The sequence below is a fragment of the Serratia sp. JKS000199 genome, assembly GCF_900215455.1.
In the GTDB taxonomy this organism is placed as follows: domain Bacteria; phylum Pseudomonadota; class Gammaproteobacteria; order Enterobacterales; family Enterobacteriaceae; genus Serratia; species Serratia ureilytica.
This window is the reverse complement of record NZ_LT907843.1, coordinates 2,869,152-2,881,864: the sequence shown is the minus strand read 5'-3', so window position 1 is coordinate 2,881,864 and position 12,713 is coordinate 2,869,152. Positions and strand designations below refer to the sequence as shown.

Genomic DNA, 12,713 nt, shown 5'->3' with positions numbered 1-12,713 from the left:
CATGAAAAACTGGATGTTGGGCCTGGTGGCCCTGACGGCCTCCGCTTCCGCCATGGCGCTGACGCCGTGGCAGAAAATCGACCATCCGGTGGCCGGCGCGCCGCAGGCGGTGGGCGGTTTCGCCAACGGCTGCATCATCGGCGCGCAGCCGTTGCCGCTGAATTCACCGGACTATCAGGTGATGCGTACCGACCAGCGCCGCTATTTCGGCCATCCGGATCTGCTGGCGTTCATACAGCGTCTCAGCAGCAAAGCGAACCAGAAAGCGCTGGGCACGGTGCTGATCGGCGACATGGCGATGCCGGCCGGCGGGCGCTTCAGCAGCGGCCACGCCAGCCACCAGTCTGGGCTCGACGTCGACATCTGGCTGCAGCTGCCGCGCCAACGCTGGAGCGCGCAGCAATTGCTCAAGCCGCAGCCGATCGATCTGGTGTCGGGCGACGGCAAACAGGTGGTGGCGAGCCAATGGCAACCGCAGATTGAGTCGCTGATCAAACTGGCGGCGCAGGATGCGGACGTGACGCGCATCTTCGTCAACCCGGCGATCAAGCAGCGTCTGTGCCTGGACGCCGGCGCCGATCGCGCCTGGCTGCACAAGGTGCGGCCGTGGTTCGGCCACCGTGCGCACATGCACGTGCGTCTGCGTTGTCCGGCCGGCAGCCTGGAGTGCCAGGAGCAGGATACGCCGCCGCCGGGCGATGGCTGCGGCGCCGAACTGGCGAGCTGGTTCGTACCGCATCAGCCGAACGCGAAGCCGGGCAAACCCGTGCCGCCGCCGTTACCGCCTACCTGTCAGGCATTGCTGGATCACCATTTCTCAGCGGAATAACACATGGACTGGTTCGTCATTGGCCCCGAGATGCTCGGGGTGTTGTTTGCGGTAGCGCTGCTGGCGGGGTTTATCGACTCCATCGCCGGCGGCGGCGGATTACTGACGGTGCCGGCCTTGCTGGCAGTGGGGGTTCCTCCGGCGCAGGCGCTGGCGACCAATAAGCTGCAGTCGGTCGGCGGCTCTTTCTCCGCCAGTCTGTACTTCATTTGTCGGCGAGCGGTGAACCTCAACGACCAGAAGCTGACGATTTTTCTGACGCTGATCGGCTCGATCGCCGGTGCGATTCTGGTGCAGCACATGCGCGCCGATTTGCTGCGGCAGATGTTGCCGCTGCTGGTGATCGGCATCGGTCTCTATTTCTTGTTGATGCCGCGACTGGGTGAGGAAGATCGTCAACGCCGCCTCGGCGCCTTGCCGTTCGGGCTGGTAGCCGGCGGTTGCGTCGGGTTTTACGACGGTTTCTTCGGCCCCGGCGCCGGCTCATTCTACGCGCTGGCCTACGTGACGCTGTGCGGTTTCAACCTCGCCAAGTCTACGGCGCACGCCAAAGTGCTGAACTTTACCTCCAACGTCGGCGGGTTGGCGCTGTTCATCATCGGCGGCAAGGTGGTGTGGAGCATCGGTCTGGTGATGCTGGTGGGGCAGGTGCTGGGGGCGCGTTTGGGCGCGCACATGGTGCTGACCCGTGGCCAGAAATTGATTCGGCCGATGATCGTGATCGTCTCGCTGGTGATGAGCCTCAAGCTGCTTTACGACAATCACGGCGCAGAGATTCAGCAGTGGCTGTCCGCCTTCGTGCACGGCTGACGATGAAAATGGGCGCCGTTTATGCGCCCGTATCCCCCCGCCGGTTATCGGGTATAATGGCCTCTTTATTTTTGTGGTTATAGAGTTTTTTATGTCAGACACGCAGACCCGCCATCATTATGAGCAGTTGATCGAGATCTTCAATCGCTGCTTCAGCGATGACTACAACACCCGCCTGGTGAAGGGCGACGACGAACCGATCTACCTGCCGGCCGACGACGAATTGCCGTATCACCGCATCGTGTTCGCCCACGGTTTCTACGCCAGCGGCCTGCACGAAATTTCGCACTGGTGCATCGCCGGTGAAGCGCGCCGTCAATTGGTGGACTTCGGCTATTGGTATTGCCCGGATGGGCGGGACGCGCAGACCCAGAGCGAATTTGAAGCGGTAGAGATCAAACCGCAGGCGCTGGAATGGATGTTCTGCGTGGCGGCCGGTTTCCCGTTCAACGTCAGCTGCGACAACCTGAACGGCGACTGCGAGCCGGATCGCATCGCCTTCCAACGCAAGGTGCGCGCCCGGGTATTGGCGCTGCTGGAGCAGGGAATACCCACAAGGCCTGCGCGCTTTATTCAGGCGTTGCAATCGTTCTACAATACGCCACCGTTGGCGGCCGAGCACTTTCCGTATCCGGAAGATCTCAACTGACGCCACAGCCCGTTATTTAATGAGGAAATTTGATGATCGCAGAATTTGAAGCGCGCATTTTGGCGCTGATTGATGACATGGTAGAGCACGCCAGCGATGATGAACTGTTTGCCGGTGGCTACCTGCGCGGTCATCTGACGCTGGCGGTGGCCGAGGCGGAAGAGCAGGGCGAACACACCGCCGAAGCGCTGAAAGCGCGGGTGGAGGAGAGCCTGCACAAAGCGATCGCCGCCGGGGAACTCTCGCCGCCGGATCAGATCCTGGTGCGCGGCATGTGGGAAAACCTCTATCAGGCTGCAACCCCTGCCGCCTGATCGTCATGCCGGGGCGCGTCGCCGCGCCCCTCAAGGTTGATTAAACCGCACGTCCTTTCAGCAATTTCCGCACCCACATCCGATTCGGATTCAACGCCGCCAGCAGGCGCGCATCACCCGGCAACGGTTCGCCGAACAGCTGCGCCGCCAAAATTTCCGCCGCCAACGGCGCCGAGCACAAGCCGCGCGAGCCTAACCCGCCGATAGCGAACAGACCGGGATAGACCGGCGCATCGGCGACGGTTTCGCCGCGCTGGTTCTGCCGCTGCAAATCCTGATACTGTGCCAGCGTGGCCTGATAGTCCGGCAGCGCGCCGACCATCGGCAAATGATCGCGGGTGGCGCTGCGCACGCCGCAGCGCGCCTGATGAGCGCTGACGTCCACCTGCTGCGGCCAGGCCTGCTCCGGCAGACAGCGCAGCAGGCGCTCGCGGTTCTCCTGTTGCTCCTGCTCGCGGTAGTCGGTGGCGATGTCGCCGCGCTGGTAGCTGGCGCCAATGCAGTGGTGGCCGTTGTTGGCATTAACCGGCGTCAGGTAGCCGTCGTAACACAATACCTGTTTCAATTGACCGAGGGCCGGCGAGGTCGGAATATGCGACACCTGCCCGCGTACCGAATACAGCGGCAGGGCTTCCGTCGGCGCCAGTTCGGCCAACCGATGGCCGTTGGCCAGGATCACCGTCGCATGGCGTCGGCTGTCGCCGTTGGCGAAATCGATGCGCCAGCCGTTTTCTTCCTGCGTCAGCCTCTGTGCATCGTGCTGGTAGTGGCAGACCAAGCCCTGACGCTGCGCCAGCGCGATAGCGCCGCGCGTCAGCTCGGCCGGGCATAGCCAGCCGCCTAGCGGGTAGGTGATGCCGCCAAAGCCGGTATCGACGCCGCACCGTTCGCTGAGCGTCTCGCGGTCGGCCGCCATCGCCAAGGCCTGCGGCCAGTCAGTTTTCAGCATATTGGCGATCTTGGCGCCGCTCTTTTCGTCATAGGCCAACTGGCTGACGCCGCACCACTGGTGATCAAAGGCGACGCCTTGTTGCAACAGGGCATCGTACTGGCGGCGGGCGAAGGGAAACGCGGCGCTGAAAAAGCTCTCCAGCGCGTCGCCGCTGCCGTTCAGCAAAGGATAAATCGCGCCCTGGCGGTTGCCGGATGCGCCCTCGGCCGCCTGCTCATCGGCGCAGTACAGCGTGACGGTGGCGCCGCGGCGCAGCAAGGCCAGCGCGGTGAGCGCGCTGGCGACGCCGCCGCCGATCAGGGCGATGTCGGCGGTGTTGTCCGCCGCCGGGCGTCGATACCAGGGCGCCGGATGTGTGGCGGGCTGCGCATCGGCCGGGAGCTCGCCGGCGAGCATCTCACGCTTTTGGCCGAAGCCCTTGCAGCGGTTGACCTGAAAACCGGCCTGTTGCAAGCCGCGGCGCACGAAGCCGGCGGCGGTAAAGGTGGCGAAGCTGCCTCCCGGCCGGGCGAAGCGCGCCATGGCGGCGAACAGTTGATCGGTCCACATGTCGGGGTTTTTTGCCGGCGCGAAACCGTCGAGGAACCAGGCATCCACCTGGTTATTCATGCTGGCGTCAAACTGCGGCAGCAGATCGTTGACGTCGCCGAACCACAGATCGAGCGTAATGCGGCCTTCGGCTAACAGCAGGCGATGGCAACCCGGCAACGGCAGCGGCCACTGGGCGCGCAGCTCGTCGGCATAAGGCGCCAACTCCGGCCAGCGTGCATGCGCCGCCGCCAGGTCAGCCTGCTGCAGGGGGAATTTTTCGAAGCTGATAAAGTGCAGGCGCTGCAGCGTCGCGTCCGGCTCGGCTTGACGGAAGCCGGCGAAGGCCTGCCACAGCGTGAGGAAATTGAGCCCGGTGCCGAACCCGGTTTCCGCCACGACAAACAGCGAACGCGGATGGGCGGCGAAACGTTGCGGCAGCCGATTGCCGTGCAGGAAGACGTAGCGGGTTTCTTCCAGCCCATCCTGATTGGAAAAATAGACGTCATCAAACTGTTTCGAAACAGGTGTACCCTGTTCGTTCCAGGTTAGCGTTGCGGTTTGGATGGGGGCGTGGTTCACGGTCAATGGCTCGAAATTCAAGGGATGCCGCGAATTCTAACGGCGCTGGCGCCCCGGCGCAAACTGGACAACAATAAAGCTGAAAAACGCTGATCGGACTTGTTCGGCTTACATCTGTACGCTAAAGTGCGATGCAAAATCCCGTAGGTAAATAGTGGAAGAGGTATTGAATGAAACGTGCAGTGATTACTGGCCTGGGAGTTGTCTCCAGCATTGGTAATAACCAGCAGGAGGTCCTGGCAAGCCTGCAGGAAGGACGTTCTGGGATCACTTTCTCCCAGGAGCTGAAAGATTCCGGCATGCGTAGTCACGTATGGGGGCAAGTTAAGCTCGACACTACCGGCCTGATCGACCGCAAGGCGGTGCGTTTCATGAGCGACGCTTCCATTTATGCCTTCCTGGCGATGCAAGAAGCGATCGCGTCTTCCGGCCTGAAGGAAGAAGAGTATCAAAACAACCCGCGCGTGGGCCTGATCGCCGGTTCCGGCGGCGGTTCTCCGCGCTTCCAGGTGTTCGGCGCCGATGCGATGCGCAGCCCGCGCGGCCTGAAAGCGGTTGGCCCGTACGTGGTGACCAAGGCCATGGCTTCCGGCGTTTCCGCCTGCCTGGCAACGCCGTTCAAAATCCACGGCGTGAACTACTCCATCAGCTCCGCTTGCGCCACCTCCGCGCACTGCATCGGCAACGCGGTTGAGCAAATCCAGCTGGGCAAACAGGACATCGTATTCGCCGGCGGCGGCGAAGAGCTGTGCTGGGAAATGGCCTGCGAGTTCGACGCGATGGGCGCGCTGTCCACCAAATACAACGACACGCCGGAAAAAGCGTCCCGCACCTATGACGCCGATCGTGACGGTTTCGTCATCGCCGGCGGCGGCGGCATGGTGGTGGTTGAAGAGCTGGAGCACGCGCTGGCGCGCGGCGCGCACATCTATGCGGAAATCGTCGGCTACGGCGCGACTTCCGACGGCGCCGACATGGTTGCCCCTTCGGGTGAAGGCGCAGTGCGCTGCATGAAGATGGCGATGCAGGATCTGGATGCGCCGATCGATTACATCAACGTGCACGGCACCTCTACGCCGGTAGGCGACGTGAAAGAGCTGGGCGCCATTCGTGAAGTGTTCGGCGACAATACCCCGGCCATCTCCTCCACCAAGGCGATGACCGGCCACTCGCTGGGCGCCGCGGGCGTGCAGGAAGCGATCTACAGCCTGCTGATGCTGGAGCACGGCTTTATCGCACCGAGCATCAACATCGAAACCCTGGATGAACAGGCGGCCGGCATGAACATCGTGACTCAGCCGACCCAGCGCGAGCTGACCACCGTGATGTCCAACAGCTTCGGCTTCGGCGGCACCAACGCCACGCTGGTGATGCGCAAACTGGCGAAATAATCCCGCCGCGCGTCATTCCGCCAACAAGCCCGCGTTTTCGCGGGCTTTTTACTGCCCGAAGCCCACCGGCCGGGCGCTCGGAGTTTTCCCAAATCACATCCCCTGACACATCATTACCTCGCCATTACACGCGTTGGGCATACAATAGCCAGGTAGCGTGATTATCGCTCGGCGTAGCTTTCTAAAGTGATCGAACATTGAGGCAAGAAGTATGAAAAAGTTAATTGCGGTTGGGTTACTGTCGGCCGTGTTGGCCGGATGCGCCACCGATTCTCCCTGCGTGCCGGTCTACGATGACCAGGGGCGTCTGGTGCACACCAACACCTGTATGAAGGGCACCACTCAGGATAACTGGGAAACCGCGGGCGCGATCGCCGGCGGTGCGGCGGCGGTTGCCGGTCTGACCCTCGGTATCATCGCGCTGACCAAGTGATCGGCGCGGAACAGGAATAAGCCCGGCCATTGCGCGCCGGGCTTTTTTATCTCACTGCACTAAAAATGCTTTGAACTGCGGCGTCATCACGGCGCTGAAACCGTCGTCGGTTTTGCTGATCAGGTAGACCGCCAGCCCTTTCTCTTCTGCGAGCTGCAACGCTTTCTCCGGGCCCAGCACCATCAAGCCGGTATCCCAGCCGTCGGCCTCGAGTGCGGTCGGGGCGATCACCGTGGCGGAAACCAGTCGGTGGTTTATCGGCCTGCCGGTGGTCGGATCGATGACATGGGAGTAACGCTGGCCGTTTTGTTCGAAGTAGTTGCGGTAGCTGCCGGCGGTGCTGATGCCGTAACCGTGCAGATCCACCAGCGCCTGCACCGCATTTTCACGGTCGGTCGGCTTTTGGATCGCCACCCGCCAGGGTTTGCCCTGGCCGTTGACGCCGCGCGAAGAGACCGCGCCGCCTACCGACACCAGGTAGTTGGTAATGCCGTGACGGTTCATCAGGCGCACCAGCTCATCGGCGCCATAGCCTTCGCCCAGCGTCGAGAGATCGACATACATGCCCGGCAGATCTTTTTGCAGCCACTCCCCGCGATTGTCGCTGATCAGCTTCAGGTGCTGCAGGCCGATGTTCTGCTTCGCCGCGTCGATCTGCGCCTGTTCCGGCACCTTGACCGGATGCTTGTCTGGGCCGAACCCCCACAGGTTCACCAGTGGGCCGACGGTGATGTCCATGGCGCCGCCGGTATCGCGGCCGATGCGTTGGGCCATCAATACGATGTCCGCCATGCCGCGCGGGATAGGCTGCGGCTCGAGGCTGGCGCTGCGGTTAAACCGCGACAGCACCGAATCGGCGCGGTAGGTAGAGATATCGTCGTTGGCCCGTTCGAGCACCGTATCGATCTGCCGCTGCAGCTCTTGTTTGCCGATCGCGACGTCACCGCTGACCTTAACGCTGTAGAAGGTGCCCATGGTCTTGCCGTCGATATCGATTTGCGGGCGGGAGGAGGCATCGTCGCAGGCGGCGAGCAGGGCGCATAAGGCGCTGAGCAACGCCCCTTTGGCGAACAGGGAAGCCATAACATGTCCTTTGAAAACGAGAAAGCCGCTACAAATAAAGTAAAGCGCGGCAAATGAAAAGCGGATAAAGGTAAAATAGCATTTTGCTGGCGCTGAAGCCGCGTCTGAGCTAACGTCTGCCCATTCTTTTCGGTGAGGTTCACACTGCCGCTATGAGTTCAACCGACATTTCTCGGCTTATCCACCCCTTTGTCAAAGATCGCTTCTTGCATGCATTGCTGCTGGCCGGCGTGGCGATGTTCGCCTTTCATCCGCAGCCGCTGGCGGCGCTGGGCGGGTTTATCGACGGCCGTACCCTCATTACCCTGTTGGGGCTGATGCTGCTGACCAAAGGCGTCGAGGTCAGCGGCTACTTCGACGTCGTTGGCCGCAAGATTATCAACCGGCTGCATAGCGAACGGCGGCTGGCGCTGTTCCTGGTGTTTTCCGCCGCGCTGCTGTCGTCGTTTCTGACCAACGACGTGGCGCTGTTTATCGTCATTCCGCTCACCATCACGCTGAAAAAGCTATCGGCGCTGCCGGTGGGCCGTTTGATCATCTTTCAGGCGCTGGCGGTGAACGCCGGTTCGCTGCTGACGCCGATCGGCAACCCGCAAAATATCCTGCTGTGGAGCCGCTCCGGCCTTTCTTTCCTCGGCTTCATCGGCCAGATGGCGCCGTTTGGCGCCGCGATGATGCTGAGCCTGTTGGCGTTGACCTGGTTCAGCTTCCCGGCGCGCGACATCGTGAAAACGCCGAATACCGAGGGCTACCCCTATCAACGGCCGCTGTTGCTGAGCTGCGTGGGGCTGTATGCGATCTTCCTGCTGTGCCTGGATATCGGTCTGCCGCTGTATGGGCTGCTGGCGGTGTTCGCCGGCTTTTTGTTGCTGGCGCGCCGGGTGCTGTTGCAGATCGACTGGAGCCTGATTTTCGTGTTCGCCGCCATGTTTATCGATGTTGGCCTGTTTACCCGCCTGCCGCCGCTTCAGCCGGCGTTCGCCGCCATCGCCGGGCTGAGCGAGGGGAGCGTGTATGCGCTGGGCGTCGGGCTGTCGCAGATCGTCAGCAACGTGCCGGCCACCATTTTGCTGCTCAACTATGTGCCCTCGAGCGCTCAGTTGGCCTATGCGGTCAACGCCGGCGGCTTCGGGTTGGCGATCGGATCGCTCGCCAACCTGATTGCGCTGCGCATGGCGGGGGAGCGCAAGATCTGGTTGCGCTTCCACTATTATTCGCTGCCGCTGTTGGTATGGGCCGCGTTGCTCGGCTGGGTGATGAGCTAAGCCGGTTGGCCGCTTTGTCGCGCGGCCAGCAGGCAAATGCTGCGGGTCACCTGATAGGATTTCACGAAGGCGCTGACGGGTAAAAACTCGAAGCGCGAGTGGAAGTTATGTGCGCCGGTGAAGTAATTGGGCGTCAGGATGCCGCGGCTCGAGAGCGCCGCGCCGTCGGTGCCGCCGCGCATCGGGATCACCTTCGGCGGGATGCCGTGGGCGGCGAGGGCGCCGAAGATCAGATCGATGGCGCGCCGGTCCTCGCCGATGGCGTTGCTGATGTTGCTGTAGATGTCGCTGACGCTGCAGCTGACGTTGGCCCGCGGATAGTTGGCCGCCACCTGGCGCACGGTCTCCTCAAGGCGGGCTTTGCGTGCCTCGAACGCCGCGCGATCGAAGTCGCGAATCGACACCTTCAGCGTCGCCTGATTGGCGTTGGCGGCCAGATCGGTGAACCAGAAATAGCCCTCGCGCCCTTCGGTGTGCTCCGGAGTATCCTGCACATCGAATCGGTTAATGATGTCGTTGGCGATGCGTATCGGGTTGATTAATACGTTTTTCGCCGACATCGGGTGGGCGGTCACCCCCTCGATGCGGATCTCCGCCGCCGCCGCGTTGAAATTCTCGTACACCACTTCACCCAGTTCGCAGCAGTCGATGGTGTAGGCGAAATCGACGGGGAAACGCTGCAGATCCAGCGCCTTGGCGCCGCGCAGGCCGATTTCTTCGTCCGGCACGAACGCCACCACGATATCGCCGTGGCGATCGGCCGCGGTCAGGTTGGCCAGCAGCGTCATCACCACGGTGACTGCCGCCTTATTGTCGGCGCCCAGCACGCTGGTGCCGTCGCTGAACAGGATCTCTTCGTTCCGGTAGGGCAGGATCTCCGGATGCTCGGCGGTACGCAGCCAGATGTCCTGCTCGGTGTTCAGGCATAAATCCTCGCCGGTGAAGCGCAGGCGCTGCGGGCGAATCTCGGGCGACAGGCCGACGTCCACGGTGTCGATATGCGTGATGAAGCCGATGCGCGGTGCGCCGGGTTGGGTGCCGGGCTTGCGGGCGGTCACGGTGGCGTGCTCGTCGATTTGAACGTCGGCCAGGCCGAGCCGGCGCAGCTCGTCCGCCAACAGTTGCGCCATCTCATGCTGCCCCGGCGTGCTGGGCAGGGCGGTTGCGGCGGCGTCGCTCTGGCTGGTCACCGCCAGATAGCGGAAGAAACGTTCGGTAAGCTGTTCGGCAATCGGGCTGGTCATCGGAACTCCTCGCGGTTGGCAATCTACCGGTTTTAAAACGAAATCAGCCGATTGTCCAACGGCGCAATGCGTAAACCGCCAGAATGCGAAGCATCGCGCAGAAACGAAAAATAGCGGTGCAACTAGGAAATAGTCGCAGGTTTCTGCGGCAAAATCGGTGTTAGCTGTGGGCCGGGAAGCGCCCGCATAACACTTATCTGTCCCTCAAGGAGAATTCATGCACACCGGTCACGCTTTGCTCATCACCTTACTGTCCCTGGGCATCTCTCACAGCGCCTGGTCGTCCGCCGATACCGGGCACGCCAACAGCAACGCCAACAGCCGCGAGGTGGCCAGCGCGTTGGGCGGCCTGAAGAACAAAACCTACGAACTGGAACAGGCGCCGAAGATCCGCGTCGCCAGCTTCAATATCGCCGCCGGCAAGGTCAGCGACATGACCGCCATCGCCAAGGCGATTCGCGCGATGAACGTCGACGTGGTGGCGCTGCAGGAGGTGGATAAACTCACCGCCCGCAGCGGGCGGGTCGATCAGGCGGCGGAACTGGCGAAGCTGACCGGCATGCAGGCGGTGTTCGGCCGGGCGATCGATTTCGACGGCGGTGAATACGGACTGGCGTTTCTCTCGAAGTATCCGCTGCACGACGCCGTGATCTATCCGTTGCCGTCCGGCCAGCGCGAGCAGCGCATCGCCTTCAGCGCCAAGGTCGATGTGCCGGAGTTCCCGACGCCGATCACCCTGTTCAACACCCACCTCGATACCAAGGAAGATCCGACGATGCGTCTGGATCAGGTGCGGGAGCTGAACGATCGCACCATCGAAGTGCGCGGCATCAAACTGCTGTTCGGCGACATGAACGACGTGCCGGGCAGCGTCACCTGGCTGGAGCTGAGCCGCTATTGGAACGATATCATGCCCAATGGGCAAGATGGCCGCAGCTGGCCGGCGGAAAACGCCGAAATCAAGGTGGATTACATCTTTAGCGGCAATGCGCAGCGTTGGCATCTGGACAGCCTGACGGTGCCGAACGCCAGCGGCGATTGGAACGGCGTGCACTGGCCGGCGGTGAGCGATCACCTGCCGCTGGTGGCGGAGATGCGCCTGACCGAGCAATAAGCCGGCCGGCGTCTCTCCGGGGCAGGGCTAAGCCGCGGCGATCCGCGCCAGCCGCTCGACGGCGCTGCGCATCTCGCCCGGCGTCAGGGCCGAAAAACCCAGCAGCCAGCCGTCGCGCTGGGCCTGAACCGTTTGGTATTGCGCCGTTAACCCGGGCGTAAGGACGCCGAGCCGCCGCGCCTGTTGGCTGAGCGCCGCCTCCCGGCCGGGCGGCAGCCAAACGCTGAGCTGCAGGCCGCCGGCGGCGGGAGCGGCCGTGGCGAAGTGGCTCAGCTTTTCGCGCACTTCCGTCAGCAGCACATCGCGCCGGCTGTGGTAGAGCTGGCGCATGTAACGAATATGCGCGGCGAAGTGCCCCTGGCGGATGAACTCGGCGGTCACCGCCTGCATCAATTGCGCGCTGTGGCCGTCATAGACCGTGCGTGCGGTGACGAAGGGGGCGACCAGCGCGGGCGGCACGATCAGGTACGCCAGCCGCAGCGAAGGGAACAACGATTTGGAGAAGGTGCCGAGATAGAGCACCCGGCCATGGCGATCCAGGCCTTGCATCGCCGGAATCGGCAGCCCGTCGTAGTGAAACTCGCTGTCGTAATCGTCCTCAATGATCCAGGCCTGTTGCCGCTCCGCCTGCGCCAGCAACGCTAAGCGGCGTGCCAGGCTGAGGGCCGCGCCGGTCGGGTATTGGTGCGAGGGCGTCAGATAAATCAAACGCGGATCGGGCAAGGAAGGTTCTGCTCGCAGGCCATCGCCGTCTACCGCCACCGGCGTCAGCGTGGCGCCGGCGCTGATAAAGGCGTTTCTCGCCCCGGCGTAACCCGGCTCTTCCATCCAGACGCTGTCGCCGCTGTCCAACAGTAAGGTGGCGATCATTTGCAGCGCCTGCTGCGAACTGGTCAGCACGATAACCTGGCTCGCATCGCAGACTACGCCACGCGTTTGGTTGACGTGGGTGGCAATGGCTTCGCGCAGCGGCAGATAGCCTTGCGGATCGCCGTAGCGCAGCAGGCTTTCCCCCTGCAGGCGCAGGCGTTGAGCGGTCAACTGCTTCCACAGGGCCAGCGGAAACGCGCGCAGGTCCGGCGAGCCGGCTGCGAAGGCCTGAGGATGCTGCGGATCGCGGCAGCCGCCGGTGTGCACGATCTGTTGGCCGCGCAGCGAAAGGCGCGGCATGGCGGAGCGGGTCGCCGGCGGCGGCGATTTGGCGATGCGGATAGCCACAAATGTGCCCTGGCCGACGCGGCGCTGCAAATACCCCTCCGCCTCCAACTGGCCGTAGGCTGCTTCGACGGTCACCCTTGAGAGGTTCAGATCCCCAGCCAGCACTCGGCTGGAGGGCAGCCGTTGCCCAACGCTCAATGCGCCGTGGTGGATGGCCTGCCGCAATGCCGCACACAGACGATCGCGCAGCGTGCCGATGGCCTGGGGCGATTGCTGAAACAGCGTGATCAGCGTGTGCCGCATAATGGGTCTTATCATGAGTAAAAAATGGGTATCAATCATAAGACCAAAATCAGGCACT

At 62.7% G+C, this 12,713-nt stretch carries 12 protein-coding genes; 8 read left to right on the top strand and 4 right to left on the bottom strand.

Annotation, left to right across the window (positions count from 1 at the left end; translation table 11 throughout):
• Position 1 precedes the first annotated feature (1 nt).
• The 4 genes from mepA to CPH57_RS13705 all read left to right on the top strand — a co-directional run bounded on the left by mepA (position 2) and on the right by CPH57_RS13705 (position 2,602).
• Complete coding sequence (gene mepA / locus CPH57_RS13720) at positions 2 to 829, top strand: penicillin-insensitive murein endopeptidase (protein ID WP_025303719.1); 828 nt, start codon at positions 2 to 4, stop codon at positions 827 to 829.
• 3 nt (positions 830 to 832) lie between these two features.
• The gene (locus tag CPH57_RS13715) at positions 833 to 1,639 is read left to right on the top strand and encodes a sulfite exporter TauE/SafE family protein (RefSeq protein WP_096242461.1); all 807 of its coding nucleotides are present in this window, start codon (positions 833 to 835) and stop codon (positions 1,637 to 1,639) included.
• A gap of 91 nt (positions 1,640 to 1,730) precedes the next feature.
• A complete protein-coding gene (locus CPH57_RS13710; protein ID WP_033651970.1) occupies positions 1,731 to 2,288 on the top strand; it encodes an elongation factor P hydroxylase in 558 nt (185 codons plus the stop codon).
• 32 nt (positions 2,289 to 2,320) lie between these two features.
• Positions 2,321 to 2,602 carry a YfcL family protein gene (locus tag CPH57_RS13705; protein WP_016926855.1) on the top strand — a complete coding sequence of 94 codons (282 nt, stop codon included), beginning with the start codon at positions 2,321 to 2,323 and terminating at the stop codon, positions 2,600 to 2,602.
• A 40-nt stretch (positions 2,603 to 2,642) separates the two neighbouring features.
• Here CPH57_RS13705 and mnmC read toward each other — a convergent pair whose 3' ends face one another.
• Complete coding sequence (mnmC, locus tag CPH57_RS13700; protein ID WP_096242848.1) at positions 2,643 to 4,664, bottom strand: bifunctional tRNA (5-methylaminomethyl-2-thiouridine)(34)-methyltransferase MnmD/FAD-dependent 5-carboxymethylaminomethyl-2-thiouridine(34) oxidoreductase MnmC; 2,022 nt, start codon at positions 4,662 to 4,664, stop codon at positions 2,643 to 2,645.
• A gap of 170 nt (positions 4,665 to 4,834) precedes the next feature.
• On the opposite strand from mnmC, the gene fabB reads away from it, so the two are divergent.
• Complete coding sequence (gene fabB, locus CPH57_RS13695) at positions 4,835 to 6,055, top strand: beta-ketoacyl-ACP synthase I (protein ID WP_016926857.1); 1,221 nt, start codon at positions 4,835 to 4,837, stop codon at positions 6,053 to 6,055.
• A 211-nt stretch (positions 6,056 to 6,266) separates the two neighbouring features.
• The gene (locus CPH57_RS13690) at positions 6,267 to 6,488 is read left to right on the top strand and encodes a hypothetical protein (RefSeq protein WP_004936201.1); all 222 of its coding nucleotides are present in this window, start codon (positions 6,267 to 6,269) and stop codon (positions 6,486 to 6,488) included.
• A gap of 51 nt (positions 6,489 to 6,539) precedes the next feature.
• On the opposite strand, the gene apbE is transcribed toward CPH57_RS13690, so the two are convergent.
• Positions 6,540 to 7,571 (bottom strand): FAD:protein FMN transferase ApbE, encoded by a 1,032-nt coding sequence (gene apbE / locus CPH57_RS13685; protein WP_060660419.1) that lies wholly within the window; start codon positions 7,569 to 7,571, stop codon positions 6,540 to 6,542.
• Positions 7,572 to 7,723: 152 nt separating this feature from the next.
• Here apbE and CPH57_RS13680 point away from each other — a divergent pair, with 152 nt between their 5' ends.
• A complete protein-coding gene (locus tag CPH57_RS13680) occupies positions 7,724 to 8,836 on the top strand; it encodes an SLC13 family permease (RefSeq protein ID WP_096242460.1) in 1,113 nt (370 codons plus the stop codon).
• Here CPH57_RS13680 and pepT read toward each other — a convergent pair.
• Entirely contained in the window at positions 8,833 to 10,080 is a 1,248-nt protein-coding gene (pepT, locus tag CPH57_RS13675) for a peptidase T (protein WP_089195020.1), read from the bottom strand. The two genes, CPH57_RS13680 and pepT, sit on opposite strands and share 4 nt — an antisense overlap.
• 217 nt (positions 10,081 to 10,297) lie before the next feature.
• Between pepT and CPH57_RS13670 the strand changes: the two genes are divergently transcribed.
• Complete coding sequence (locus CPH57_RS13670; RefSeq protein ID WP_016926861.1) at positions 10,298 to 11,194, top strand: endonuclease/exonuclease/phosphatase family protein; 897 nt, start codon at positions 10,298 to 10,300, stop codon at positions 11,192 to 11,194.
• Positions 11,195 to 11,221: 27 nt separating this feature from the next.
• Here CPH57_RS13670 and CPH57_RS13665 read toward each other — a convergent pair whose 3' ends face one another.
• Positions 11,222 to 12,655, bottom strand: coding sequence for a PLP-dependent aminotransferase family protein (locus tag CPH57_RS13665; protein WP_172428010.1), 1,434 nt, complete (start codon positions 12,653 to 12,655; stop codon positions 11,222 to 11,224).
• Positions 12,656 to 12,713 lie beyond the last annotated feature (58 nt).